Annotated in this window: 25 protein-coding genes and 6 tRNA genes; 9 read left to right on the top strand and 22 right to left on the bottom strand. The window is 38.0% G+C overall.

Annotated elements, in window-relative coordinates; genetic code table 11:
* Nucleotides 1-3: 3 nt before the first annotated feature.
* The 16 genes from rplV to ytvI all read right to left on the bottom strand — a co-directional run bounded on the left by rplV (nucleotide 4) and on the right by ytvI (nucleotide 13,719).
* Entirely contained in the window at nucleotides 4-339 is a 336-nt protein-coding gene (rplV, locus tag G7061_RS03605) for a 50S ribosomal protein L22 (RefSeq protein WP_159635314.1), read from the bottom strand.
* Nucleotides 339-617 (bottom strand): 30S ribosomal protein S19, encoded by a 279-nt coding sequence (gene rpsS / locus G7061_RS03600; RefSeq protein ID WP_159635317.1) that lies wholly within the window; start codon nucleotides 615-617, stop codon nucleotides 339-341. The genes rplV and rpsS overlap by 1 nt, the downstream gene beginning before the upstream one ends.
* 20 nt (nucleotides 618-637) lie before the next feature.
* The gene (gene rplB, locus G7061_RS03595) at nucleotides 638-1,474 is read right to left on the bottom strand and encodes a 50S ribosomal protein L2 (RefSeq protein WP_159635320.1); all 837 of its coding nucleotides are present in this window, start codon (nucleotides 1,472-1,474) and stop codon (nucleotides 638-640) included.
* 72 nt (nucleotides 1,475-1,546) lie between these two features.
* Nucleotides 1,547-1,831: a 50S ribosomal protein L23 gene (gene rplW, locus G7061_RS03590; protein ID WP_159635323.1), complete on the bottom strand. Its 285-nt coding sequence runs from the start codon at nucleotides 1,829-1,831 to the stop codon at nucleotides 1,547-1,549.
* Complete coding sequence (gene rplD / locus G7061_RS03585) at nucleotides 1,831-2,460, bottom strand: 50S ribosomal protein L4 (protein ID WP_159635326.1); 630 nt, start codon at nucleotides 2,458-2,460, stop codon at nucleotides 1,831-1,833. The genes rplW and rplD overlap by 1 nt, the downstream gene beginning before the upstream one ends.
* The gene (gene rplC, locus G7061_RS03580; RefSeq protein ID WP_159635329.1) at nucleotides 2,453-3,139 is read right to left on the bottom strand and encodes a 50S ribosomal protein L3; all 687 of its coding nucleotides are present in this window, start codon (nucleotides 3,137-3,139) and stop codon (nucleotides 2,453-2,455) included. The genes rplD and rplC overlap by 8 nt, the downstream gene beginning before the upstream one ends.
* A 15-nt stretch (nucleotides 3,140-3,154) precedes the next feature.
* Nucleotides 3,155-3,466: a 30S ribosomal protein S10 gene (gene rpsJ, locus G7061_RS03575; protein ID WP_159635332.1), complete on the bottom strand. Its 312-nt coding sequence runs from the start codon at nucleotides 3,464-3,466 to the stop codon at nucleotides 3,155-3,157.
* 252 nt (nucleotides 3,467-3,718) lie between these two features.
* Complete coding sequence (locus tag G7061_RS03570; protein WP_166118986.1) at nucleotides 3,719-4,600, bottom strand: sugar phosphate nucleotidyltransferase; 882 nt, start codon at nucleotides 4,598-4,600, stop codon at nucleotides 3,719-3,721.
* A gap of 2 nt (nucleotides 4,601-4,602) precedes the next feature.
* Nucleotides 4,603-6,171 (bottom strand): ABC transporter permease subunit, encoded by a 1,569-nt coding sequence (locus G7061_RS03565; RefSeq protein WP_370456900.1) that lies wholly within the window; start codon nucleotides 6,169-6,171, stop codon nucleotides 4,603-4,605.
* Nucleotides 6,172-6,178: 7 nt separating this feature from the next.
* Nucleotides 6,179-6,892: an ABC transporter ATP-binding protein gene (locus G7061_RS03560; protein ID WP_236262321.1), complete on the bottom strand. Its 714-nt coding sequence runs from the start codon at nucleotides 6,890-6,892 to the stop codon at nucleotides 6,179-6,181.
* 59 nt (nucleotides 6,893-6,951) lie between these two features.
* A complete protein-coding gene (locus G7061_RS03555) occupies nucleotides 6,952-7,932 on the bottom strand; it encodes an extracellular solute-binding protein (RefSeq protein ID WP_159641136.1) in 981 nt (326 codons plus the stop codon).
* A gap of 156 nt (nucleotides 7,933-8,088) precedes the next feature.
* Nucleotides 8,089-9,273, bottom strand: coding sequence for an elongation factor Tu (tuf, locus tag G7061_RS03550; RefSeq protein ID WP_159635347.1), 1,185 nt, complete (start codon nucleotides 9,271-9,273; stop codon nucleotides 8,089-8,091).
* Nucleotides 9,274-9,378: 105 nt separating this feature from the next.
* On the bottom strand, nucleotides 9,379-11,442 hold the full coding sequence (fusA, locus tag G7061_RS03545) for an elongation factor G (protein ID WP_159645759.1): 2,064 nt from the start codon (nucleotides 11,440-11,442) through the stop codon (nucleotides 9,379-9,381).
* Nucleotides 11,443-11,475: 33 nt separating this feature from the next.
* On the bottom strand, nucleotides 11,476-11,946 hold the full coding sequence (rpsG, locus tag G7061_RS03540; RefSeq protein ID WP_159635353.1) for a 30S ribosomal protein S7: 471 nt from the start codon (nucleotides 11,944-11,946) through the stop codon (nucleotides 11,476-11,478).
* Between the two features lie 28 nt (nucleotides 11,947-11,974).
* Nucleotides 11,975-12,394 carry a 30S ribosomal protein S12 gene (gene rpsL, locus G7061_RS03535; protein ID WP_159641142.1) on the bottom strand — a complete coding sequence of 140 codons (420 nt, stop codon included), beginning with the start codon at nucleotides 12,392-12,394 and terminating at the stop codon, nucleotides 11,975-11,977.
* A gap of 215 nt (nucleotides 12,395-12,609) precedes the next feature.
* Nucleotides 12,610-13,719, bottom strand: a complete 1,110-nt coding sequence (ytvI, locus tag G7061_RS03530; protein WP_159641145.1) for a sporulation integral membrane protein YtvI — start codon at nucleotides 13,717-13,719, stop codon at nucleotides 12,610-12,612.
* Nucleotides 13,720-14,111: 392 nt separating this feature from the next.
* Here ytvI and G7061_RS03525 point away from each other — a divergent pair.
* From G7061_RS03525 to G7061_RS03490, 8 genes are all read left to right on the top strand, one after another.
* A tRNA-Ser gene (locus tag G7061_RS03525) sits at nucleotides 14,112-14,202 on the top strand.
* A 5-nt stretch (nucleotides 14,203-14,207) separates the two neighbouring features.
* Nucleotides 14,208-14,283: transfer RNA gene (locus G7061_RS03520), tRNA-Asp, on the top strand.
* 8 nt (nucleotides 14,284-14,291) lie between these two features.
* Nucleotides 14,292-14,365 (top strand) — tRNA-Gly (locus tag G7061_RS03515).
* A 132-nt stretch (nucleotides 14,366-14,497) separates the two neighbouring features.
* Nucleotides 14,498-14,866 carry a hypothetical protein gene (locus G7061_RS03510; RefSeq protein ID WP_159635362.1) on the top strand — a complete coding sequence of 123 codons (369 nt, stop codon included), beginning with the start codon at nucleotides 14,498-14,500 and terminating at the stop codon, nucleotides 14,864-14,866.
* A gap of 84 nt (nucleotides 14,867-14,950) precedes the next feature.
* A tRNA-Asp gene (locus tag G7061_RS03505) sits at nucleotides 14,951-15,026 on the top strand.
* A 176-nt stretch (nucleotides 15,027-15,202) separates the two neighbouring features.
* Nucleotides 15,203-15,278: transfer RNA gene (locus G7061_RS03500), tRNA-Asp, on the top strand.
* Between the two features lie 7 nt (nucleotides 15,279-15,285).
* Nucleotides 15,286-15,359, top strand: a tRNA-Gly gene (locus tag G7061_RS03495).
* A gap of 108 nt (nucleotides 15,360-15,467) precedes the next feature.
* Nucleotides 15,468-16,160 carry a hypothetical protein gene (locus tag G7061_RS03490; protein ID WP_159640673.1) on the top strand — a complete coding sequence of 231 codons (693 nt, stop codon included), beginning with the start codon at nucleotides 15,468-15,470 and terminating at the stop codon, nucleotides 16,158-16,160.
* A 14-nt stretch (nucleotides 16,161-16,174) separates the two neighbouring features.
* On the opposite strand, the gene G7061_RS03485 is transcribed toward G7061_RS03490, so the two are convergent.
* The 6 genes from G7061_RS03485 to G7061_RS03460 all read right to left on the bottom strand — a co-directional run bounded on the left by G7061_RS03485 (nucleotide 16,175) and on the right by G7061_RS03460 (nucleotide 23,147).
* Nucleotides 16,175-16,564, bottom strand: coding sequence for a hypothetical protein (locus G7061_RS03485; RefSeq protein WP_159645762.1), 390 nt, complete (start codon nucleotides 16,562-16,564; stop codon nucleotides 16,175-16,177).
* 58 nt (nucleotides 16,565-16,622) lie between these two features.
* On the bottom strand, nucleotides 16,623-18,665 hold the full coding sequence (locus G7061_RS03480) for an ABC transporter permease (protein WP_159645765.1): 2,043 nt from the start codon (nucleotides 18,663-18,665) through the stop codon (nucleotides 16,623-16,625).
* Nucleotides 18,655-19,422 carry an ABC transporter ATP-binding protein gene (locus tag G7061_RS03475; protein WP_159635374.1) on the bottom strand — a complete coding sequence of 256 codons (768 nt, stop codon included), beginning with the start codon at nucleotides 19,420-19,422 and terminating at the stop codon, nucleotides 18,655-18,657. The genes G7061_RS03480 and G7061_RS03475 overlap by 11 nt, the downstream gene beginning before the upstream one ends.
* A gap of 89 nt (nucleotides 19,423-19,511) precedes the next feature.
* Nucleotides 19,512-21,467: an FtsX-like permease family protein gene (locus G7061_RS03470; protein ID WP_166118976.1), complete on the bottom strand. Its 1,956-nt coding sequence runs from the start codon at nucleotides 21,465-21,467 to the stop codon at nucleotides 19,512-19,514.
* A gap of 11 nt (nucleotides 21,468-21,478) precedes the next feature.
* Nucleotides 21,479-22,483 carry a HAMP domain-containing sensor histidine kinase gene (locus G7061_RS03465; protein ID WP_159640685.1) on the bottom strand — a complete coding sequence of 335 codons (1,005 nt, stop codon included), beginning with the start codon at nucleotides 22,481-22,483 and terminating at the stop codon, nucleotides 21,479-21,481.
* Nucleotides 22,473-23,147, bottom strand: coding sequence for a response regulator transcription factor (locus G7061_RS03460; protein WP_159635383.1), 675 nt, complete (start codon nucleotides 23,145-23,147; stop codon nucleotides 22,473-22,475). Before G7061_RS03460 ends, G7061_RS03465 begins: the two co-directional genes overlap by 11 nt.
* Before the next feature lie 81 nt (nucleotides 23,148-23,228).
* Here G7061_RS03460 and G7061_RS03455 point away from each other — a divergent pair, with 81 nt between their 5' ends.
* Nucleotides 23,229-24,020 (top strand): CorA family divalent cation transporter, encoded by a 792-nt coding sequence (locus G7061_RS03455; protein WP_159635386.1) that lies wholly within the window; start codon nucleotides 23,229-23,231, stop codon nucleotides 24,018-24,020.
* The last annotated feature ends 24 nt before the right edge of the window (nucleotides 24,021-24,044 follow it).

The following is a 24,044-nucleotide window of genomic DNA, read 5'->3' as shown; positions in this document are numbered from 1 at the left end:
CCCTTACACGCGTTCCGAAACCACGATAGTAATGTGGCTTGTACGCTTCATAATTGGCGCTGCATTCCCCTTGGCACGAGGTCTGAAACGTTTCATTGTCATTCCTTCGTCAGCATAGCATGCTGAGATGAATAATTTTTCTTCTTCTAATTGATGATTGTTTGTAGCGTTAGCAACTGCTGACTTTAAAACTTTCTCAATGATTTTTGATGCGTTATTTGGTGAGTATTTTAGAATTGCTGCTGCATGATCAACATCAAGGCCGCGAATTTCGTCTAATACTAAACGCGCTTTACGTGATGTAACACGTACTGTTTTTGCTACTGCTTTAACTTCCATTATTTACGACCCGCCTTTTTATCTGCTGCGTGACCTGTATAACGACGTGTTGGAACAAATTCACCTAATTTGTGTCCTACCATGTCTTCTGATACAAACACTGGAACGTGTTCTTTACCATTGTGCACCGCAAACGTATGTTCTACGAATTGAGGGAAAATAGTTGAACGACGTGACCATGTTTTGATAACTTCTTTTTTACCTGATTCATTTAGTTTTTCTACTTTATTCATCAAGTGTAAATCACAAAATGGACCTTTTTTTAAACTACGACTCATTTCTCTTTCCTTCCTTTCGTTTATTTCTCATTACGACGACGAACGATTAGTTTTGTCGAAGATTTCTTAGTGCGACGAGTTTTAACACCCATAGCTTTTTTACCCCATGGAGTCATTGGTGATTTACGTCCAATTGGTGTACGTCCTTCACCACCACCGTGAGGGTGATCAACTGGGTTCATTACAGAACCACGAACTGTTGGGCGAATACCCATGTGACGGCTACGTCCAGCTTTACCAATGTTTACAAGTGAGTGCTCTGAGTTACCAACTTCACCGATTGTTGCACGGCATGTTGATAAAATCTTACGTACTTCACCTGAAGCAAGTTGAACTGTAACATATTTGTCTTCAACACCAAGAACTTGTGCTGATGTTCCAGCTGAACGCACTAATTGTGCTCCACGTCCTGGTTTTAATTCGATATTGTGAACTGTAGTACCTTCTGGCATTTGTCCAAGTTCTTTAGCGTTACCAACAATGATGTCAGCTTCTGATCCACTAACAACTTTGTCACCAACTTTTAGCCCTTTAGGAGCTAAGATATAACGTTTTTCACCATCAGCATAATTTAATAAAGCAATGTTTGCTGAACGGTTTGGATCGTATTCGATTGTTGCAACAGTTGCAGGAATTGCATCTTTGTTACGTTTGAAATCGATAATACGGTACTGACGTTTGTGTCCTCCACCAATATGACGAGTTGTGATACGACCTAAGTTGTTACGACCACCAGTCTTGATTAATGGAGCTACTAATGAACGCTCAGGGTTGTTTCCTTTAGTTAATGTTTCATTAGCTAAAGTAGTCATCCCACGACGTCCAGGAGTAGTTGGCTTATATTTTTTGATTGCCATTTTAATAATTCCTCCTACGCAAATTGTCCGGAAATAGCGTTATTCTTCCGATAAGTGTTATTGTTCTTCTTATTAAAGAACGTCGATGTTAGAACCTTCAGCAAGTTTAACAATAGCTTTACGTACTGATTTTGTAGTTCCTTCATATTTACCTACGCGTTTTGTGCGAGGTTTTTGGTTGATCATATTTACTGATTCAACTTTTACATTGAAGATTTCTTCAATTGCTTGACGAACTTCAATTTTGTTTGAGCCTTTAGCAACTTCAAATGTAACTTTGTTATCATTTTGTTGCATCATTACTGTTTTTTCAGTGATGATTGGGCGCAAGATAATATCTCTAGGGTTACGTTTCATTATGCTAGTACCTCTCCAGCTACTTCCGCAGCTTTTGCTGTGAATACTAAAGTATCAGCGTTAACGATGTCATATGTGTTCAAGTCTTGAACAGTTAATAACATTGTGTTTGGTAAGTTACGCATTGATAAGTAAGCGTTAATTACATCTTCTTCGTCTGCGACGATGAATAATGTTTTACGGTTAAGTTCTAATGTGCTCATAACTTTTGCAAATTCTTTTGTTTTCACGTTTTCGAATGTTAAGTCAGCAACAACTTTCATTGTTGAATCAATAACGTGTTGTGATAATGCTGAACGAACAGCTAAACGACGAACCTTACGGTTGAGGTTGTATTTGTAACTTCTTGGTTTAGGTCCAAATACAATTCCACCACCACGCCATTGAGGAGAACGGATTGACCCTTGACGAGCACGTCCTGTTCCTTTTTGACGCCATGGTTTACGTCCACCACCGCGAACTTCTGTACGGTTTTTTGTTGAATGAGTTCCTTGACGAACTGATGCACGTTGCATGACAACAGCTTCAAAGATTGTTTGGTTATTTGGTTCAATTCCAAATACTGCTTCGCTTAATTCAATTGCGCTAACAGTTTTACCTTCTAAGTTTAGAACATCTAGCTTAGGCATTGTTTGAATCCTCCTTAGCGTAGTCAACTAGTTCAACTGGATCTTTTGATTTCACGCGTTTTACTGTTGATTTAATTTCAACAAATCCACGACGTGGTCCAGGAATGTTTCCTTTAATTAAGATGTAGTTGTTTTCTTCATCAATTTTGACAATTTCAAGGTGTTGGTTTGTTGTAGTAAATCCACCATGTTGTCCTGGCATTACTCCACCTTTTTTGATTGTTGGGATAATACCTTGTGATGCTAATGAACCGATTCCACGGTGGTATCCTGAACCGTGAGCTTTAGGTCCAGTTTTTTGGTTTCCACGGACGATTGCCCCGTTGTAACCTTTTCCACGTGATGTTCCTGAGACATCAACAAATTCCCCAGCAGCAAATACTCCTGCTGTTAATACTGCTCCTACCTCGTGTTCCATCATTTCTGATCCACGAATTTCGCGAACGAATTTCTTTGGAGCTGTGTTTGCTTTAGCAGCGTGAGCAATCTCAGATTTGTTTGCACGTTGTTCTTTCACATCGGCAACACCTAATTGAACTGCTTCATAGTTATCTGATTCCATTGTTTTCTTTTGAAGAACAACGTTTGGTAATACTTCAACTACGCTAACAGGAATTAGAGTTCCATCTGCTGTAAAGACTTGAGTCATTCCTAATTTACGTCCTAATAATCCTTTCATGATTTCTCCCTTCTACTAAAGTTTTATCTCGATATCGACACCACTTGGGAGATCAAGACGACTTAATGCGTCGATTGTCTCTGCTGTAGGTCCAACAATTTCAATCAATCTCTTATGAGTTCTTGATTCAAATTGTTCACGAGAATCCTTGTTTACGTGTACCGATCGTAAAACTGTTACGACTTGTTTTTCAGTTGGTAATGGTACTGGTCCAACTACTTTCTTTGCACCGTGATCGTTTGCTGCTTGAACAATTTTTTGTGCCGCACTATCAATTGTACGGTGTTCATAAGCTTTTAGACGAATACGAATAAAATTCTTTGCCATGGAAATCCTCCTTCTTCCGCCTATTAAATAGGCCTGCTCCATGCGAATTCCCCGACTTCTCACTGACCATGACAACGCTCTTCAGTGTGCCGGCAACCTCGCACTTCTATGCAGTCGCTTAAGTATTATACACTAAATACATATAGAATCAAGGGATTTTCTAATATTTATTCGACTTTTTTTACATTCGCAAAAATCAATCAAAATCCGCAGTATTCAGAGGGTATTTTAAGAAAAAGGAGCTTGAATAAATCAAGCTCCTTTGTATCGTTCATCAATTTCGCATAGCTCAGCAAATGTATCAATTTCAACAACATCTTGGAGTGTAACTTTGCGCAAATATATTTTGTATTTTTCGCGATTATAACGTAACGCAACTTCATCCCAGTATAATTGCTTTCCACTTTCAGATTCGAAGGTATGTTTGAGATCTTCTGATAACGTTTTGGCATCATCTTGATCCCAGTAAGATATTCCTACCATCTGATTTGTATTCGTTCCAGTGATACCAATGTCAACAATTAGGTCGCCTTCAGTTTCAAGGATCCAATCATCGCTTTCCGCCATAGGAATTCCCATATACATACTTCTGTACTCGTACTTGCGAATTATTTTAGAATTGTACAAGAGTAAATCCGATTCAAGTACAAGTGCATTATCCAATATATCACGAACCAAATACGCACTTGAAATATTATTAGCTTTATTATATCCATCATTATCAATGAAGCGAACTTGCGGATACTTAACACGTAATGCCTCAAAGGAATCTTTTAGATACCCCCGAACAATTACGATTTCTTCAATTCCCGCATCTACCACTGCATCAATAAGACGATCAATTAAACGATTGCCATTGACTTGGATTAACGGTTTCGGTGTACTCAACGTCACAGGCACCAACCTTGACCCAAATCCAGCAGCCAAGAAAATCGCACGTTTTACTCGGTATGGCTCAAGTGCCTCAATGCCTTTTTGAGTTATTTGCACCATCTCTTCATTCACAAGAAGTCCCATTGACAGTAATTCGTTGAAAGCGTTCTCCGCAAAATAGGGATTTTCTTTTACGGTCGCATACGCTACTGCACCATCGTGAACTGAACATAAAATTTCAAACTGATTCAAATCGATCATTTTTAGACCTCCGCTTCTTTTTCATGTTTCTTCACTAACGATACCACTACCTTCGCAATTACATTTACAAATAGAATTAAAATGGAAATAAATGCCGTTGATTCAATCATTGATTGAGAGTCTAGCTGAGGTATCAGAAGTGATAAAGGTTGGTTTCGCATATTCGCTAGGAATGAAACCGCAGAAATCGTAATCATAGCATTGATAAAGAAGTAGAGAAACATCTCCAAAACTGTTTCTTTTGTACTTGGGATATACACATCAAACAGTAGACGCATTTTTGATATACCCAAGGTATTAGCAGTGTCTTCCAAATTTTGATTAAACTTCTGTAGTGAATTATACGCCATTAAGTACGGTGATGCAAAGAAATGGATGATATTGACAAGAACAAGAATTGCTATCGTGCCATAGATAATGGAACCATTAAAGAGCATAACATAACTCAGACCTAAGACTACACCAGGTATAGCGAGTGTTGTTAGTGAAATAAAATGAATTGCTAGTGTGCTTAGTTTCTTATCACTTCGCGCAGTAATATATGCCGTCAAATAGGTTATGACAACTCCAATTAGTCCTGTGAACAACGCCACAGCCAATGAGTTTAACAAATACATTCCCACTCCTATATCAAATGCTTTTTCGATATTGACCAACGAGAACGTTAAATCAACAGGATATTTTGTTACCAGTGACAATATTAAGAAGCTTATCAGTGGTGTAACAATTACAATCCCCAAGACCGTGCAAAAGAGAATTGCAATGCGATCTCTTTTCTTGTTTTTTTCGACTATATATTCTTTCGTTATTGTGGAAGCACTCGTCGTTTTTTCACTCTTTAAATCAATAATAAAAGCAATAATAGCAGGTATTAGCAAGAATGCACCAATTACTGCCCCTTTTGAGAAATTTAAAAGACCAATTACTTCACGATACATGTACGTCGACAATGTCATCGTTTTGCCGCCAACTGCTAGTGGAACACCATAATCTGTAAAAATCATCGTGAAGACTGCGAAGAAAGCTGCAATTAACGGAACTTTTAAATTCGGTAGTGTTATTGTTACAAACTGTTGTCGTTTTGAGAGACCTAGTACTGTCGCCGCTTCATAAACTGTATAGTCTTCATATTTGTAGATATCTGTGAGCATCAAAAATGCAACAGGAAATGAATAAAGAATGGATCCCAAGATGATTCCCGGATATCCATATAGCCCAATATTAATACCAAGTAAATTAGTAACAATACCATTATCACCTAGCAGTAACACGAGTCCAGTACCGTGTGATATAGATGGAATCAACATCGGTAGCGTAAACAATACCGCAAATGCACTCTTATATTTAATATTGGTTCGATTAATCGCCCATGCACAGCATAATGCGATTAAAACAGATAGAATTGTAGCAATTGATGCTGTTATCAAAGAATTCATCATGTACTTTGGAAATTGCTCACTACCAACGACCGCTGTAATATCTGTTAACGATACACTACTCACAAGTTTGAGTACTGGTAATATGACGGCAATAACTAAGACGACGCCAATAGCAATTATTGACGTTCTCATCGATCGCTTATTCATAGGTTGATTTACCTGTCGTTCGTTTCAAAGACTCCAACTTAGCATCCAAGTGATCTACAACAAAACGTTTAATGTATGGATTTGCTGGGTTATTATAGATTGCTTGCGGTGAATCAAGTTGTTCAATTTTCCCTTCAGACATGACCATTACGCGGTCTGATAGAAAAAAGGCTTCTTCTTGTTCATGTGTAATAAAAATCATGGTTACATTAAATGTCTTTTGAATTTGTTTTAATTCTTTTTTCATAATTTCTCGATTTGATACATCAAGAGCTGATATTGGTTCGTCGAGAAGTAAAATCGAAGGGTTAAGCGCAAGGGTACGTGCAATCGCAACCCGTTGTTGTTGCCCTCCTGACAGTTTTCGTGGCTTTTTATCAATCTGATCAAGCATACCTATCATTTCCAGTGTCTTAAGTGCAATTTCTTTAGACTTTTCTTTGGTTTCCTTGTTCAATTTCAATGCGTACTCAACATTTTCTAAAACCGTCATATTTGGGAATAGTGCATAGTTTTGAAATACAATTCCCATATTTCTTTCAGATGGGTGTTGTTTCGAGATATCGATACCTTCATTCAATATAGCACCACTATTTGCGTGTTCCAATCCCATTAAAATACGAACTAGTGTTGTTTTTCCACACCCAGATGGTCCAAGAATACTCAAAAATTCTCCCTCATAGACATCGAAGTTTATATCGTTCAATACGACTTTTCCCTCATATTCTTTATGTAGATTCGTCACCTTTAGTTTAATTTTATTATCTAATATTTCCATTGTTCTAATAACCGGTCCTTTTCATCGATGCTATGAATTCCTTCCATATTCGCATATGGAATATGCTCAGGGTACTTCTCAATTTTATTTACTTGATCTTTATAGACTTGCTCTGGTGAGTACAAGTCTTTATCAATTACAAATGCTTCATTAATGATATAAGTATAAACGCGCACAACATCCGGATCATTCTCACGTCCTTTTAACATAGAAGTAGCAGAAGTGTTGTAAGGCGACCCCAGTTCTGGAAAAACTAATTCAAACGGCATCCCTTTATTGATTTCATTTACTGCTTGGAACGTCATCCCCATTGCTATCGCAATTTCTCCTTGATTAAGAAGTTTTATTGGGCCAGAACCAGACTCCGTAAATTGCTTAATGTTAGGATGAAGTGCATCAAAGTAGTCTAACGCTCCCTCTACTCCAAACTCGTTCACTAAACTTTTGTAGAAGAAGTATCCGGTACCACTAGATTTAGGGTCAGGCATTGCAATCTTATCTTTATAGATCGGATCAAGAAGATCTTGATAGGTCTTTGGTAGTGGAAGATCATATTTTTCCAATACATCTGTATTAATAATTAAGCTTCCTCCATAACGTTCCCAAATAACTGCTTGGTTATCAAAAATGCTTGGATTAAACTCGTCAATATAGTTTATTTCACTTAAATGACTCATCGGTGCCATTATATCGATTACCCGCGTCATGTAGCCAGTCTCTAACCCCACGATGATATCAGCATCCGTTTTCTCGCCTTCCACAGATAGTTTTGCTGCACTTTTACCTGTAGATGCGTATACAACCTTAACATGAAGGTCCGGAAATTCTTCATTAAGTTGTTCCTGGAGCGCTTCTCCTCGAAATTGTTCCATACTGGAATAAATAATAATTGTTGAGCTGTTTTGTTGTGACACAGCCCACAAACATATAAGGGCGAGTACTGTAACCGCAATAAAGAACTTTTTCATAAAATACCTCACTATCGTTTATTATACACTATTAATACTGTATTGTGTTCAATTTGAGATAATTTATCACTGTATTGAACACAATGTTTTGTTCAGACATAAAAAAAGAGAACTCTTACGAGTTCCCTTAGATTGATTAACTAGTTTGTTGAGAAATTATTTGATAATTTCTGTAACGTTTCCAGCACCAACAGTACGTCCACCCTCACGGATTGAGAATGTTGTACCTTGCTCAACAGCGATTGGAGCGATTAATTCAACTTCCATTTCGATGTTGTCTCCAGGCATAACCATATCTGTTCCTTCAGGAAGTAAGATTGTACCTGTAACGTCTGTTGTACGGAAGTAGAATTGTGGACGGTATTTGTTAACAAATGGTGTATGACGTCCACCTTCTTCTTTGCTTAAGATATAAACTTGAGCTTTGAATTTTACGTGAGGTGTAACTGATCCTGGTTTAGCAAGAACTTGTCCACGCTCGATTTCTTCGCGGTTAACACCACGTAGAAGTGCTCCAACGTTATCTCCAGCCATAGCTGAGTCTAACATTTTGTGGAACATTTCGATTCCTGTAACAACAGTTTTAGCTGTTGGACGGATACCAACGATTTCAACTTCTTCGTTGATTTTGATTTCTCCACGGTCTACACGTCCTGTAGCAACAGTACCACGACCTGAGATTGTGAATACGTCTTCTACTGACATTAAGAATGGTTTGTCTGTATCACGAACTGGATCTGCAACGTATGAGTCAACAGCGTCCATTAATTCAACGATTCTTTCTTCCCATGCAGCATCTCCTTCAAGAGCTTTAAGAGCTGATCCACGGATAACTGGAGCGTTGTCTCCATCGTAACCTTGTTCTGAAAGTGCTTCACGTACTTCCATTTCAACTAAGTCGATTAACTCTTCGTCATCAACCATGTCGCATTTGTTCAAGAATACTACGAATGAAGGAACACCTAATTGTTTAGCTAAGAGGATGTGCTCACGTGTTTGTGGCATTGGTCCGTCTGTTGCTGAAACTACTAAGATAGCTCCGTCCATTTGAGCAGCACCTGTGATCATGTTTTTAACGTAGTCCGCGTGACCTGGGCAGTCAACGTGAGCATAGTGACGTGCTTCTGTTTCGTATTCTACGTGTGATGTAGAGATTGTGATTCCACGCTCTTTTTCTTCTGGCGCGTTATCGATTTGGTCATATCCACGAGCTTCTCCACCCATTTTTTTAGCTAATACAGTTGTAATAGCAGCTGTTAGAGTAGTTTTACCGTGGTCAACGTGTCCCAATGTACCAACGTTTACGTGTGGTTTGGAACGATCAAATTTTTGTTTTGACATTTGAATTGTCCTCCTGTTTTAAATTTAACTCATTGTTTTACAAATATATATTAAGACAAACAATGATGAAAAGCAATATTAATGTTTAACTAAGTGTTTTAAGTTTTATTTTTTCTTAGCTACTGTTTCAGCAATGCTCTTTGGAACAGCTTCATAGTGATCAAATTGCATTGATGAGTTACCACGACCTTGTGTAAATGAACGAAGATCTGTAGTATATCCTGACATTTCTGAAAGAGGTACGAATGCTTTAACGATAACAGCATTGTTACGTTCTTCTTGGTCACGGATTTGTCCACGGCGTGATGAGATATCTCCCATAACTGCACCGAGGTATTCAGCTGGAGCTGTAATTTCAACATCCATAACTGGTTCTAGTAATACTGGATCACAAAGTTTTGCAGCTTCACGTAATGCAAGGCTAGCAGCAACTTTATAAGCCATTTCTGAGGAGTCAACATCATGGGATGATCCATCGAATAAAGTAGCTTTAATATCGATTGCTGGATATCCATATGCTAAACCGCCATCAAGAGCAGCTTTTAATCCATCGTGTGCTGGTTTAATAAATTCGCGAGGAACCGTTCCACCAACAACAGCGTCAACCCATTCAAATCCTTTTCCTGGGTTTGGTTCGAACTTAATCCAAACGTGTCCATATTGTCCACGTCCACCTGATTGACGAACGAATTTACCTTCAGCATCAGCAGCTTTACGGATTGTTTCGCGGTAAGCAACTTGTGGTGCACCAACGTTTGCTTCAACTTTAAATTCACGTTTCATACGGTCAACGATGATATCTAAGTGAAGCTCACCCATACCAGCGATGATTGTTTGTCCTGTTTCTTCATCAGTGTAAGTTTTGAAAGTTGGATCCTCTTCAGCAAGTTTTGCAAGAGCAAGACCCATCTTATCTTGGTCACCTTTAGTTTTTGGTTCAACAGCAACGTTAATAACTGGCTCAGGGAAGATCATTGATTCAAGGATAATTTCGTGTTTTTCATCACAAAGAGTATCACCTGTACCTGTAACTTTTAAACCGATTGCGGCTGCAATTTCACCTGCGTAAACTGATTCGATTTCTTCACGGTGGTTGGCATGCATTTGCATGATACGTCCGAAACGCTCACGTTTTTGTTTTACTGAGTTATAAACTGGTGATCCTGATGTAGCAACACCTGAGTATACTCGGAAATAAGTTAGACGACCTACGAATGGGTCTGTCGCAACTTTAAATGCTAACGCTGAGAATGGTGCTTCGTCACTTGCTTCACGAACAGCTTCTTGGCCATTTGGTAATGTACCTGCAACAGCTGGGATGTCTAATGGTGAAGGTAAGTAATCGATAACTGCATCAAGCATTGCGATAACACCTTTGTTTTTATAAGCAGCTCCACAAAGAACTGGGAAGAATTCACCGCTAATAACCGCTTTACGGATAGTAGCTTTGATTTGTTCAACTGTAGGTTCTACACCTTCAAGAATCATCATCATGAAATCTTCATCGAAATCAGAAATTTGATCAAATAGTTTCTCACGAGCTTCAGCTACTTGAGCTTTAAACTCTTCAGGAACATCAATGATGTCATCTGTTTTTTGTGAAACATCGGCAAACATGTGAGCTTTTTGCTCAACAATGTCGATAAGGCCGTCGAAGTGATCTTCGACACCGATTGGTAATTGGATAGGTGCTGATTTAGCTCCTAAACGATCAACAATTGTTCCGGCTGCCATGTAGAAGTCAGCACCTGTTGCATCCATTTTATTAACAAATACAATACGAGGAACGTTATATTTTGTAGCTTGACGCCAAACTGTTTCAGTTTGTGGCTCAACTCCTGATTTAGCATCAAGAACTGTAACCGCACCGTCAAGAACACGCAATGAACGTTCAACTTCAACTGTAAAGTCTACGTGGCCTGGTGTATCGATAATGTTAATACGGTGACCATTCCATGCAGCTGTTGTCGCAGCAGAAGTGATAGTGATACCACGTTCTTGTTCTTGCGCCATCCAGTCCATAGTTGCGGCACCATCGTGAGTTTCCCCAATTTTATGTGTTCGACCTGTATAGTAAAGAATACGCTCAGTTGTTGTAGTCTTACCAGCGTCAATATGGGCCATAATACCAATATTACGCATATTGTCTAATGTAAATTCACGTGACATAAGTTTTCAAATCTCCTTTCGCTATATTGTTTATTAGAAACGGTAATGTGCGAAAGCTTTGTTAGCTTCTGCCATTTTGTGTACGTCATCGCGTTTCTTAACGGATGCGCCTGTACCATTTGAAGCGTCGATAATTTCAGCAGCTAAACGCTCTTCCATTGTCTTTTCTCCACGTGTACGTGAGTATTGAACGATCCAACGTAGTCCGAGTGTCAAACGACGCTCTTGTGTTACTTCAATTGGAACTTGGATGTTTGATCCACCAATACGACGAGCTTTAAGTTCTAACACTGGCAATACATTGTCAAGTGCTTGTTCAAAAACCTCCATTGGTTGACGTCCTGTTTTTTCTTCGATAATTGCAAACGCATTATATAGAATTGATTGAGCTAAACCTTTTTTACCATCAATCATGATTCTGTTAATTAAACGTGTTACTAATTTTGAATTGTAAATTGGATCAGCAACTACGTCGCGCTTTGGAACATGTCCTTTTCTTGGCATTTAATTCACTCCTCTCATTTTTGATGTATTATTCTGATGCTTTTGGTTTTTTAGTACCGTATAATGAACGGCTTTGACGGCGATCTGTAACTCCAGCGCAGTCTAATGTTCCACGAACGATGTGGTAACGAACCCCAGGTAAGTCTTTAACACGACCTCCACGGATTAAAACGACACTATGTTCCTGTAAATTGTGACCAATTCCAGGGATGTAAGCCGTAACTTCCATACCATTACTCAAACGAACACGCGCATATTTACGTAAAGCTGAGTTAGGTTTCTTAGGTGTCATTGTACCAACACGTGTACATACTCCACGTTTTTGTGGGCTGTTTACTTGAGTTGTTTGACGTTTAATCGTATTCAAACTACGACCTAGTGCCGGTGATTTTGATTTGTATACACGACTTGTTCGGCCATGTGTAATCAATTGATTAATTGTAGGCATTAATTGTCTCCTTCCTGACTATTGCACACAGTACCAAGTGTGCCGTGGGCTCCATATTAATTAGGTCTCTTCGCAGAAACCCTAGATTAATCATAAGCCTTTACATTCTATCATATAGCGATTCATTGTCAATAGGTTTTCCACACTTTTTCCACGTAATTATTGCGTGGAGTACGTGACACTATCTCACTGTACTCCACCCACTTCTAATGTGTTTATTTTTCGATAGATTGAGGAAGTTCCCTTTTTTCAAATTTTTTGAAGAATTGGATTTTCCCTTCATCGTGAAGCGTCTTAAGAATTGTTACAAGGATTGGTAAGCCAAACAGACCAATAATCCCAGCAAGTCTCATCCCTACAAAAATACAAATTAACGTTACCAAAGGATGGAGCCCAATTTGATCTCCAACTACTTTCGGTTCCAAAATATTACGGATCACCGTGATAACGACATAAATAACGAATAGGCCAATAGCGCGTTCGAAATTCCCCATAACGAGTTCGATGATTGTCCACGGAATCATGACTGTACCTGTACCGAGTACCGGTAGGATATCAACAATCGAAATCATAAAAGCTAAGCCAATTGGATTCCCAACTCCAATGAGCGCAAACCCTATCGATAACTCAATAAATGTGAGTGTCATTAATTTGGCATAGGCTTTCATATATTTCCCAACAGTATCAAAGAATCCGCCTTTAACGTCATACATAAACTGGACCCACCGTTGTGGCAAGTATGCGAGCACTGTATCCACCACATTCTTATAGTCTAACGTGAAGAAGAATGAAGAGATAATCGCTATTAGAATCGAGATGAATAAATTTGGCAAGCTACTGACGAATCGTGTCAAGAATGAAATTGCACTGGTAGATACAGTTCCAGCCAATTGCTGAATCTGTTTCGATATTGCATTAGTAACTTCTGACAGATTGCTCAGTATTTCCGGATTAATGTGTTCAAATAATGACTCAACATAATTGAAGATCGAAGTCAACGCTGGAATTAGAGTTGATTCCACATATGTAGGTGCGTGTTTCACAACACCTTGAATTCCCGAAATTGCTGCGAGTGTTAATCCGAAAATTATGATTCCCACTACTATATAGAAAACAACGATGACTCCAATTCGGAGATATTTGTTCTCGCCAAACATTTTTACAAGCTTTTGAATAATTGGTTTTAAGAGTGATGCAATCACAAATCCAACAATAAACGGTGTTAAATACTTTACCGAAAACTTAAAGACTAAAAATGCGAGTCCTGCAATTAATGTATAAAAAACAAAATTTATTATAAACCGCTTTTTTTCTTCTAATGTCATAAGTACCCTTTCTTAACGAATTTCTCTACGTTTTACTATTATACTTTCTATTTCCAGGAAAGCATCTTCAAACCTAGTATATAATATGATTTTAGTATATCAAAGATTGTCATCAAATACTGTCCACTAACGACATTACCATGATTGATGTGTATTTTTTTACAAAAGTGGCCATTTCTGTTTAACAAACCAGATATTCTTTCTATATATAATAACAAAATCAACTTTAATTCATGTGTATTTTATGTAAAATAGACGCACTTAAAATTCATCGCTCTGGGTTCAAAAAACCACTGTTTTAAAAGGTGTTAATTTTTCAAAAAGAGTATTGCCATGATATGTTTCTTGTGATAGTATGTATAAGCAATCACGAAATGGCGAATATACGCACTGGGGATGTACTCAAGTGGCTGAAGAGGTGCCCCTGCTAAGGGTATAGGTCGGGTAACTGGCGCGAGAGTTCAAATCTCTCCATCCCCGCCATTAATGGTCCAGTGGTGTAGCGGTTAACATGCCTGCCTGTCACGCAGGAGATCGCGGGTTCGATTCCCGTCTGGACCGCCATTCGTATTGCAGGTGTAGTTCAATGGTAGAACACGACCTTGCCAAGGTTGAGGCGGGGGTTCAATTCCCCTCACCTGCTCCAAATTGCATAGCACAGAGCGACATAGTCGCTCTTTTTTTATTTACATGAATAATACTCGATGTTTTTACCTTGACCTTAACAACATCTCACTATAAAATTCAAGTACAGATACCGATCGTAGAAGGAGCTATAATGAACATAAATAATAAACTCAAACAATATGAATTAGATTTTCTTGATTTCGAATTTATAAGTTGCAAGGCAAATGTCGAACAACGCATTGATCCGACATTCTTTGAACTAAAATCTGACGGTACACGACAAAATCGCGAAAGCGTTGTTAATTCGCTTTGCTCAACGGAACGTGATCGAAACATTGACATTACTAATTTTATGATACAAGAAATTGGACCGAGTACATTTCTCATAAACTATGAATCTCGAAATCAAGAAGACCAAGAACATCTTGCACGAACTTCAATATGGCGTGAGCAAGATAATGATTTGAAATTACTCTTCCATCAAGCCACGATAATACAACCAGCGGTTGAGTTAGAGTAATATTTTAGACTATTTTCAAGAATAGTATTGCCAAGATTAAAATCCTGTGTTAATCTATAATCCGCTAAGGGTTGCAAATCAACTGGTCCAGTGGTGTAGCGGTTAACATGCCTGCCTGTCACGCAGGAGATCGCGGGTTCGATTCCCGTCTGGACCGCCATTCTTAGTCAATTGTGAGCGAATTCAATTCGCTCTTTTTTTTATATTCATTTAATGAAGTTACTCTTTTCACACGTGTTTAATTGTATTTGCAAATAATTGCATTTTCTTGTTGCACTATGTATGTTCTTATGGTATTCTAAATGAGCACTAAGAAGTGCAGTCAATACAATGAATGGTCCAGTGGTGTAGCGGTTAACATGCCTGCCTGTCACGCAGGAGATCGCGGGTTCGATTCCCGTCTGGACCGCCATTCTATTGCAGGTGTAGTTCAATGGTAGAACACGACCTTGCCAAGGTTGAGGCGGGGGTTCAATTCCCCTCACCTGCTCCAATTTATAAATCTAAAGAATGACATTTGTCATTCTTTTTTTATCATTACACAATGAACCGAATTTAATCTATGATAAACTGTAACTATATCAAAAAGGGAGGAGCGCAAATGCCCGCTACAACACAAAACGAAATCTGGAGTCCGCAAGTCATCGCCGCCTTTATCAGTGTCGGAGGTGTACTTCTAAGTTCGATCTTTGGATATATTAGCTCATACTACGGAAATCAACAATCTCAAAAGAACGAGCTTCGCAAAATTGAAAAAAACCAACAAAAATATATTGAGCAACAAAACAAGCTTGAAAAAGACAAATCCTTACGAAGCGCGCTTCAAAAGCTCACATACCTCTTTTATCAAACAGACTTCGATTCCCAAGTTTTTCATACATATTTCAATACACCTGAAGGGCTTGATTCCTTTAATGATGTCATGTCCTATGTCACTGCGTATGGTAATCAACTTTCAACACAGACTGCGATTTACCTTCAAAAAGCCATGTTTGAAAGTAACCTATTGTCAAAACATTACGTAACGCTAGAAATTTTAGCGTCCGATGCTCTTAACTACCAAATCGATTGGACCCGTTATGAAACAAACGCCATCGCATGCCTTCTCATTGCACAGATACGCTATGACATTAGTAAAGAACTTATCAACCCTAAGGATTTACTCGCTGCCAAATATAATAATGTGAATCCGAACCTGAAGCGTTTCTTTGAGACAGGTGTTGATCACTTTATTGATATCCTAAGCCTTAATCATTTTACTCAATACAAACAGACAAAAGACGACTTCCAATAAGTCGTCTTTTTTTACTACTGAATCGCTATATAGATTTTTACACTACCATCCGTGCCATAACGTTCATAATCAATCGTGTAGGCACGATTCAACAATCCGCCATCTTCCAATTCCCAAATTTGTTTCCACGTTCCTGCAACGTCTCTGTCGACGACATCGAAGACGCGGTAATCAATATTTGGTGTGATAGGTATCATCATTTCTGTACGAGGTTCTTGTGTCGCTAAAGCGAATCCATAATCACCACGATAGTCACTGTGATAATCTGTATAGATAGCATAGATGTCTCCTTCCAAAGCAGGCTCTAGTTTTGATATATTCACCCATGCTCCCTGGATTTTATTCAACATCGCTTCATCAGTAAAATTATTAGTTCTAAACGATTCCAATAGGTATAAATTCATTTTCTTCACTTCCTTTATTTGATTGTAACACAAAGACCGTCTACCGACGGTCTCTAGTTTATTTTGTCATTTTATTTTTTATGATCGCCTTACTTCCTTGATATGTAATTATAAAGTAAATCGCATATACAATGAGGACGAATCCGAGTGTAATTAATGCTGGCATCATTGAACTTGCCGACAAGCTAATCAACTTTAGGTTCACGTTTACTGCACTTACACCAATATACGTATGTAATAGCGCAACAATTAGCGGAATAAAGAAGTAGATTGCATTTTGCATAAAGATTGAGCGATCAATCATTCGATCTTCGACACCTAGCTTAGCAAGTATTTGATAACGTTTTTGATTATCATTGGCTTCAGAAAGTTGTTGGAGCGCAAGAATAACAAAACTTGTCACAAGGAATACGACCCCAAGATAGAAGGAAAGATATGTCAGAAGTAAACCCATCGCCATTGATGATTCAATCATCTCTTGTGCAGGAGTTACAAAATACATGTAGTCAAACATGTCATCTCCAACTTCTTTGTTATCGTAATGTGTTGCAATTGAGGTTCTTAACGCTTTCGCGAATTCTTTATTATCCGTACCAGCTTGCGTATTCATCATATGTATGGTCACCGCAGAGGTAAGGGCCTCATTCGAATCCACAACATTTTGTAATGCGTTGTCATTCATAATAACTAACACATCATCATTACCATTATTGTCAATTTTAGTTTTTTCAATGTCTTTAACTTCTTTATAAGACAAGTTTTGGTTTGCAAAATCGTAGGTGTTTCCGTCTTTAAAGATAGCACTTGGAGACATGGTTTCTGGCCCCATTTGTTGAATTGGCGCAATAACTGCAAATTGACCCTGACCAACTGAAATTGGCTCTAGATTTTGCATTGTACGTGCTTTATTAAAGTTTTCCACACTCACAAACCCAACGTCTGTGATTTCATACATAAAACTATTAGCATCATTTTGATCAATGTACTTCTCAAAGACAACATTGAATCGCATATTTACTGAAGAATAGTAGGTCATGGTTTCCGCATTTTTGATACGAGAATCGTTTAAATCAATAAGGTTAGGTCCTATCGTACTGCTGCCGATTGGATAAGAGTATTTTACAGAAATGTCATTCGCAATCATTCCCGATATTTGTTCATTCATAACTGAGTTTAAGTTAAATCCCGTTATGAGAGTACCCATACCAAAAAGTAGCATAATACTAATCACAGACATCATTTTGTAGGTCGAGTTAATTTTTGCACTTACCTGACGCCATACAAAAACATTAAGTCCTTTGTAATAACTCTTCTTGCTTGTTTGCATAAACTTGAGTAAGAAACCTGAGAATGATTTAAAAATTAAGAATGTTGCAAATGAACCCAAAGCGATAATTGGCAGTAACTGCATGAAGAGTTCCATTGGTTGCAGCGCCCAATTGTAAGCATAAATGAGTAACCCTGTACCAATAACAAATATCACAACAGACATCCACGCACGTTTCACAAAGTTCTCTTCGTTGATTCGATCGGCTCTTAAAAGTTCTATGAGTTCATATTTTTCAAGAAGTATACGATTAAAGAGCACAACTACTAGGAAGACTCCTAAGAAAATAGCAATCGTTTTGAGTGTCGCTTCGAGCGAGAAAACAAAACCATAATTCATGTCTGCAGCCATCATTTTCCCTGTTAAGACCGCAGTCCCTTGAGACGCGATGAAGCCAAAGACGAGTCCTGCTAGTAATGAGAAGAATCCAATGTACATCGTTTCTAAAATTAGAATCGTCGAAATCTTACGTTTTGGCATTCCCAAAAGGGTATAGAGACCCAATTCTTTTTTACGACGTTTAATAAGAAAGTTGTTTGCATAAAGAATTAAAAAACCAAATACTGCAGCAACAATAACAGACATAACATTCATAACATTGACCAATAGTTTAACCATTGACCCTTGCATTTCATTCATTTTAAGGATTGTTGATTGTTGTTCGAATGAGTTGAAAACATAAAAAAGCGCTACTGAAAACATCAATGTAATAAAGTATATAGAATAGTCTCGGTAACTCTTTTTCACATTTCGGAAAGCGAGTTTAGAGTACATTAGATGTGTCGCCTCCCAATACAGTTACTACTTCGATAATTTGGTCAAAGAATTCTTTTCTTGATTGATTGCCTCGAATAAGCTCATTAAAGACTTTACCATCTTTGATAAACAAAATTCGTTTTGCATAGCTCGCACTAAAAGCATCATGAGTAACCATCATGATTGTCGCATGTTGTGTTTCGTTGAGATCTTGCATTTTTTCAAGAAGCATACGACTTGATTTTGAATCGAGAGCACCTGTCGGCTCGTCAGCGAGAATCAAACTCGGATTTGTTATTAATGCTCGCGCACTTGCTACACGTTGTTGTTGTCCACCAGACATTTGATATGGAAACTTTTGAAGGTGTTCTTCAATATTTAGAAGTTTCGCAACCTCGCCCACGCGTTTTTCAATTTCTTTGTGACCGACCTTTTGGATGGTCAACGCAAGCGCAATATTTTCGTATGCTGTTAGAGTATCCAATAGATTAAAGTCTTGGAAAATAAATCCTAATTCAGTTCTACGAAATGCTTGAAGCGCTTCTTTTTTTAATTTCGTCGTTTCTTTTCCATTAACTGTAATGACTCCACTAGTAACTGAGTCGATCGTTGAGATACAGTTTAACAATGTTGTTTTACCAGAACCACTAGGTCCCATCACACCAACAAACTCACCTTTCTCAATTTCAAATGAAACTCCATCGAGAGCTTTTGTTACATTACCTTTTTTACCGTAATATTTTTCGATATTACTTACTTTTAGAATCGTTGTCATAATTCCCTCCGTGTCTATATTAAGTATACTTTATTGCGTTTTTAGTACAATTTATCTCACTTACAGTGGACTTACATTTTTGTCATAATTTACAATTTTTTGTTTCGCTCTTTGAAAAGACCGACAATATACCGATACAGGACATAAAAGTAAAGTAAGTAGCACACAAAAATAACGAGTGCAACGGCAACGCCACGATAGTTTAGGTAGGTAGTAGCATCGGCCCCAAATAGGCCAGCACTGGCCGCAACCGCGCGGTTTCCAACGAGCGTATGGCAAAGTGCAAGGACTAAAGGCATCGTTACATAGATAAGTGTTTGCTTACGAATTATTTTAGTGAACTCTTGATCATCAACCCCCAGTTTATCGAGAACGCGATAATTCTTTCGTGTATCCATTGCATCGCTCATAACATGCAAGGACTGAACGACCATAGCACTTATGAGAAATACGACGCCTAAATATAGTGTGGTGTAAGATATAGCGACGCGGATTTCATTTACGGTTCGGACAGCGTTTTCTTGAGTTGAAAGAAATATTTGGTTATCTTGATTCAATGGAATCAATTGTTCAATAATCTCATTATTGGTCGTATCGATGTTCACTACAGACTGGTTATAATTGATGTACCCGTTTGTCTGCCACATCTCTAAAACTGAATCTTCCACAATCAAATAGGATGCCATTCCGGCTCCATTACTCAGGATTACTGTTTCTGCGGTTGGTAGCTGGTGCACTGTTTTGGGCGAATCAAAAAGATTGATTTCGGTCACAAGCTTGCTAGAATCAAACTGATTGAACGGATTCGTGGAAACAATGTCACTTGCTAGGAGCACATCTTCAGTATTCATATCTAGTGGCGGTAAGTTGAAGTGTGCTCGAACTGCATCGTAGTCTTGCTTGGATACGATAGAAATCGTTCCAGAATAAAATTTATCATCATTGATAAAGTCTGAAATTGTGTATTCACTCTCATAGAGTTCAAGCGATTCTGAATATTGTAGTGGTACCTCATTCGTTGAAAGATAGTTTTGAAAATCAATCGTTTCTTTGTCATACATAACCGATAGAGTATAGGGAGAAGTACGGTAAGCACTTTTCAAAAGATACGCATTGGTATTGATTCCGGTCGTCAAAAAGACCAATGAAAAAAGCATAATAACACTAATAAATGTCATCATTCGATAGGTGGATCGGATACGGGTTCCAAGTTGACGAAACACAAACATGTTCGTGCCTCGATAATAAACAGGCTTGATTCGCGTAATAAGATTCATAAAGATATGTGCAATTGAGTAAAAGATAATAAGTGTTGCGAGTGTTCCTAAAAACACAATTGGAATGAATCCGATTATAAGCTGGTACGGTTGAAGTGCCCATCGATAGGCATAAAAAAGAATATAAATTCCCGCCAACAGGCTGACATATCCAAACCAAGGTTTTATGTTCAAAATTACGTCGTTTTGGCGTACTGCATTAAGCAGATTAACAAGTTTAAATTTACGGATTTTTTTAATATTACCGAAACTCACAAGAATAAAAATGATGCTAAAGCTGATTATGGTATTTTTAAATGCAGCTTGTGAATATATGAAAGAAAACTCAATGTCGCTTTCAAGTACAAAGGCTGTAAACACACTCGTAACTTGCGAAAGGGCAACTCCCATGATAAGTCCCACAATTAGTGATACAACCCCAATTACGAGCGTTTCGATGACTAATATTACGGCCATAGTTCGATTGCGCATCCCAAGTAGAATATAGGTAGCAAATTCTTGATTGCGGCGTTTGACCAAGAAGTTATTGGCATAACGCACCAAGAAATAGAAAATGATAAAAACGAGAATTGAAAATCCTAAAATGAACGAATCAAAGTTAGCGACAATCCCGTCAGATGACTGGAGTATTTTAATTAACGACAATTGTTGGTCAACAGATCCAAAGATATAGAAAAGCGCCACTGAGAAGGTCAGTGTTATAAAGTACATTAAGTAGTCTTTAAAGCTTTTTCTAACATTGGCAAACGCCAATCTAATACTCATCATAAATTACCTCTTTATTGAAACATCATATCGGATTTGGGGAATGTAATGGTAACATGTGTACCTTGTTCTGATTTAATGCTTATGTCTAAGTAAAGTTTGTCACCAAGTATCTTGACAAGATACAACCCCATGCCGGTTGCTTGTTGGTGGAAGCGACCAGTTTGACCGGTGAATCCGCGTTCAAATACGCGCCGAATGTCACTGTCAGCAATACCTGGTCCATTGTCTTTAATATGGAGTGACACACTTTGGTTATGGGTTTCTGCTGTGATAGTAATCATACCTTCACCTGCTGTCACATACTTCAAAGCATTATCGATAATTTGCTTCAAAATGTACTCAAGCCATTTTGCGTCACTGAACACATCAACATCCAAATTCTCCAACTGTAGCTGAACTCGCTTCTGAATAAATGTTGCTGACAGATTCTTAATGACTTTACGCACGGAATCTTCAAGTGTCACCTTTTGAATGATATAGTCTTTTTCTAGCGATGAAGAACGCGCATAGTACAGCACTTGTTCAAGATAATTCTCAACTTTAGTTGTTTCTTCAAGAATCTCTTTCATCTCACGTGTGTTGGTATTTGAAGCGATTAAGTCAATTGCTGCAAGTGGTGTTTTTACTTCATGGATCCATAAATCAAGATAATTCATGTAATCATCTTGACTATGCCTGTACGCACTCACGTAATCACTCATCGATTTATTGGATATTTGAAGCGTTTCAATTAGGATATCCCCATCCAAAAAACCTGAGTTCGGCAATAATTCTGTAATGAGATATTTTTGATCCAGTGCGGCAAGATTCATAGCGACTTCATTGTAGAATTGATAGCGGCGGCTAAATTCGACCACCATCATTATAAAGAATAGAAGCAGCACCGACACAATGACCACCACAATTATTTCCCACTGAATTTTAAGGACAATTAAAAAGAAAGCTAAAAACACTGTTACTAACAGTGTTGATAGAATAATATAGCGCTTGTCTTCGAAGAATGCTTTAATTGTCATAAATGGTATACCCCATACCACGTTTGGTTTCAATAAAGTCCTCAATCCCGATTTCTTCAAGTTTTTTACGAAGGCGATTGATGTTTACCGTTAATGTATTATCGTCAACAAACCAATCTGTATTCCATAAATATTGCATCAGATCTTGTCTTGAGACGATTGTATTTTTGTTTTGAATGAGAAATGATAGAATACGCAACTCATTCTTTGTAAGTTCTTGTTGGGCATCACGATACTTAACACTACCGCGTGGTAAATCAAGTTCGACACCACGAATTGTAACGACTTGGCTATCTGATTTTTCATAGCTTCGTCGGAGTATTGATTGGAGTCGGGCCAACAGTATCTGTAAGTTATAAGGTTTGGTGATGTAGTCATCGGCTCCTAAATTCATAAGCATCAGCTCATCCATCGTACTATCACGACTTGTAACCACTACAATTGGAACCTCACTAATCTTACGGATTTCCTTGGCAAGGTAATGGCCATCAACAACAGGCAATGATAAGTCCAACAAAATACAATGGACATCCTGTGCTTTAAACGTTTCGATAACATTTCCAAAATCTGTGATAACAAGGGTTTCGTACCCATTTTTTTGCAAAAATGTACTGAGTTCATTTCTAATTTTTTCATTATCTTCAACAATCATAATTCGATACATAGTTGTGCCTCCATTTCTTTTATTATACACTAAAACAGTTCTATGCATAACCATGATATAATATCTAAAATGGAGGTCCCTATGAAAATAATCACTTACACCGACGCAACAACCTTAACCTTACCCGCTTATGTCATTCAATCACTTCGTGATAAAGCTGAGTTGGCTCATATTCGGCATCTCGATAATAAAACATTTATCATTCTCAATTACCCTAGTAGCCCTAAAAATTTGCACCCCATTTGTGTAGAGGCCGATGGATCCGATTATACATTGTATGCGCACGACACTGTCATTCTCGATGACAACGTTGCTGACTTTACCTTTACGGATCTTATCATTAAAACGTTACGAAATTACGAGACACTGGTTAAGTATGTGAATGCTAAGCTGAATCACTTTGAGAATGTCATGGACCGTGGAATTACGAAAGAAAACATACGGCAATTATTTAGTATCAACCGGCAACTCATTTGGTATCAAACTGCCATCAACGCGATCGGTGATGTCACCCAATACATCAATGACCAGAAACCTGAGCAATTATGGTCACCTGCCAATGCTTCTGAATATGCTAACATTCGAATTGAAATCAATCAACTTGATCAAAACATCATTATGTACCAACAGATTATTGATGCCATTATGAATGTATCGGATTCCTTATTTTCAAATAAGTTAAACATAACAATGAAACGGTTATCAGCTATTACACTTGTTCTGTCCATTCCAACACTTATTACCAGTTTTTATGGAATGAACATTGACCTACCGTTTCAGGGACACCCCTACTCTTTAGTTATTGTTTTTACAATTAGTACGGTGTTAACGATTGCGACTGTTGCATACCTTTACAAAAAAGATTTCTTCTAACAAAAAAGTTTGGCTTTTCAGCCA

Origin of the sequence: Erysipelothrix sp. HDW6B (assembly GCF_011301115.1) — a bacterium.
Taxonomy (GTDB): domain Bacteria; phylum Bacillota_I; class Bacilli_A; order Erysipelotrichales; family Erysipelotrichaceae; genus Erysipelothrix; species Erysipelothrix anatis.
This window is presented reverse-complemented; position numbering and strand designations above follow the sequence as displayed.

Coding starts and splice junctions, on each gene's coding strand:
- G7061_RS03490 (WP_159640673.1), top strand. CDS start 15,468: ATGCCCGCTACAACACAAAACGAAATCTGGAGTCCGCAAGTCATCGCC.
- fusA (WP_159645759.1), bottom strand. CDS start 11,442: ATGTCACGTGAATTTACATTAGACAATATGCGTAATATTGGTATTATG.
- G7061_RS03485 (WP_159645762.1), bottom strand. CDS start 16,564: ATGAATTTATACCTATTGGAATCGTTTAGAACTAATAATTTTACTGAT.
- G7061_RS03480 (WP_159645765.1), bottom strand. CDS start 18,665: ATGTACTCTAAACTCGCTTTCCGAAATGTGAAAAAGAGTTACCGAGAC.
- G7061_RS03570 (WP_166118986.1), bottom strand. CDS start 4,600: ATGATCGATTTGAATCAGTTTGAAATTTTATGTTCAGTTCACGATGGT.
- rplB (WP_159635320.1), bottom strand. CDS start 1,474: ATGGCAATCAAAAAATATAAGCCAACTACTCCTGGACGTCGTGGGATG.
- rplD (WP_159635326.1), bottom strand. CDS start 2,460: ATGCCTAAGCTAGATGTTCTAAACTTAGAAGGTAAAACTGTTAGCGCA.
- rplW (WP_159635323.1), bottom strand. CDS start 1,831: ATGAAACGTAACCCTAGAGATATTATCTTGCGCCCAATCATCACTGAA.
- rpsG (WP_159635353.1), bottom strand. CDS start 11,946: ATGCCAAGAAAAGGACATGTTCCAAAGCGCGACGTAGTTGCTGATCCA.
- rpsJ (WP_159635332.1), bottom strand. CDS start 3,466: ATGGCAAAGAATTTTATTCGTATTCGTCTAAAAGCTTATGAACACCGT.
- rplV (WP_159635314.1), bottom strand. CDS start 339: ATGGAAGTTAAAGCAGTAGCAAAAACAGTACGTGTTACATCACGTAAA.
- rplC (WP_159635329.1), bottom strand. CDS start 3,139: ATGAAAGGATTATTAGGACGTAAATTAGGAATGACTCAAGTCTTTACA.
- ytvI (WP_159641145.1), bottom strand. CDS start 13,719: ATGACATTAGAAGAAAAAAAGCGGTTTATAATAAATTTTGTTTTTTAT.
- G7061_RS03455 (WP_159635386.1), top strand. CDS start 23,229: ATGAAAATAATCACTTACACCGACGCAACAACCTTAACCTTACCCGCT.
- rpsS (WP_159635317.1), bottom strand. CDS start 617: ATGAGTCGTAGTTTAAAAAAAGGTCCATTTTGTGATTTACACTTGATG.
- G7061_RS03510 (WP_159635362.1), top strand. CDS start 14,498: ATGAACATAAATAATAAACTCAAACAATATGAATTAGATTTTCTTGAT.
- rpsL (WP_159641142.1), bottom strand. CDS start 12,394: ATGCCTACAATTAATCAATTGATTACACATGGCCGAACAAGTCGTGTA.
- tuf (WP_159635347.1), bottom strand. CDS start 9,273: ATGTCAAAACAAAAATTTGATCGTTCCAAACCACACGTAAACGTTGGT.
- G7061_RS03465 (WP_159640685.1), bottom strand. CDS start 22,483: ATGACAATTAAAGCATTCTTCGAAGACAAGCGCTATATTATTCTATCA.
- G7061_RS03475 (WP_159635374.1), bottom strand. CDS start 19,422: ATGACAACGATTCTAAAAGTAAGTAATATCGAAAAATATTACGGTAAA.
- G7061_RS03460 (WP_159635383.1), bottom strand. CDS start 23,147: ATGTATCGAATTATGATTGTTGAAGATAATGAAAAAATTAGAAATGAA.
- G7061_RS03555 (WP_159641136.1), bottom strand. CDS start 7,932: ATGAAAAAGTTCTTTATTGCGGTTACAGTACTCGCCCTTATATGTTTG.
- G7061_RS03565 (WP_370456900.1), bottom strand. CDS start 6,171: ATGAGAACGTCAATAATTGCTATTGGCGTCGTCTTAGTTATTGCCGTC.
- G7061_RS03470 (WP_166118976.1), bottom strand. CDS start 21,467: ATGATGAGTATTAGATTGGCGTTTGCCAATGTTAGAAAAAGCTTTAAA.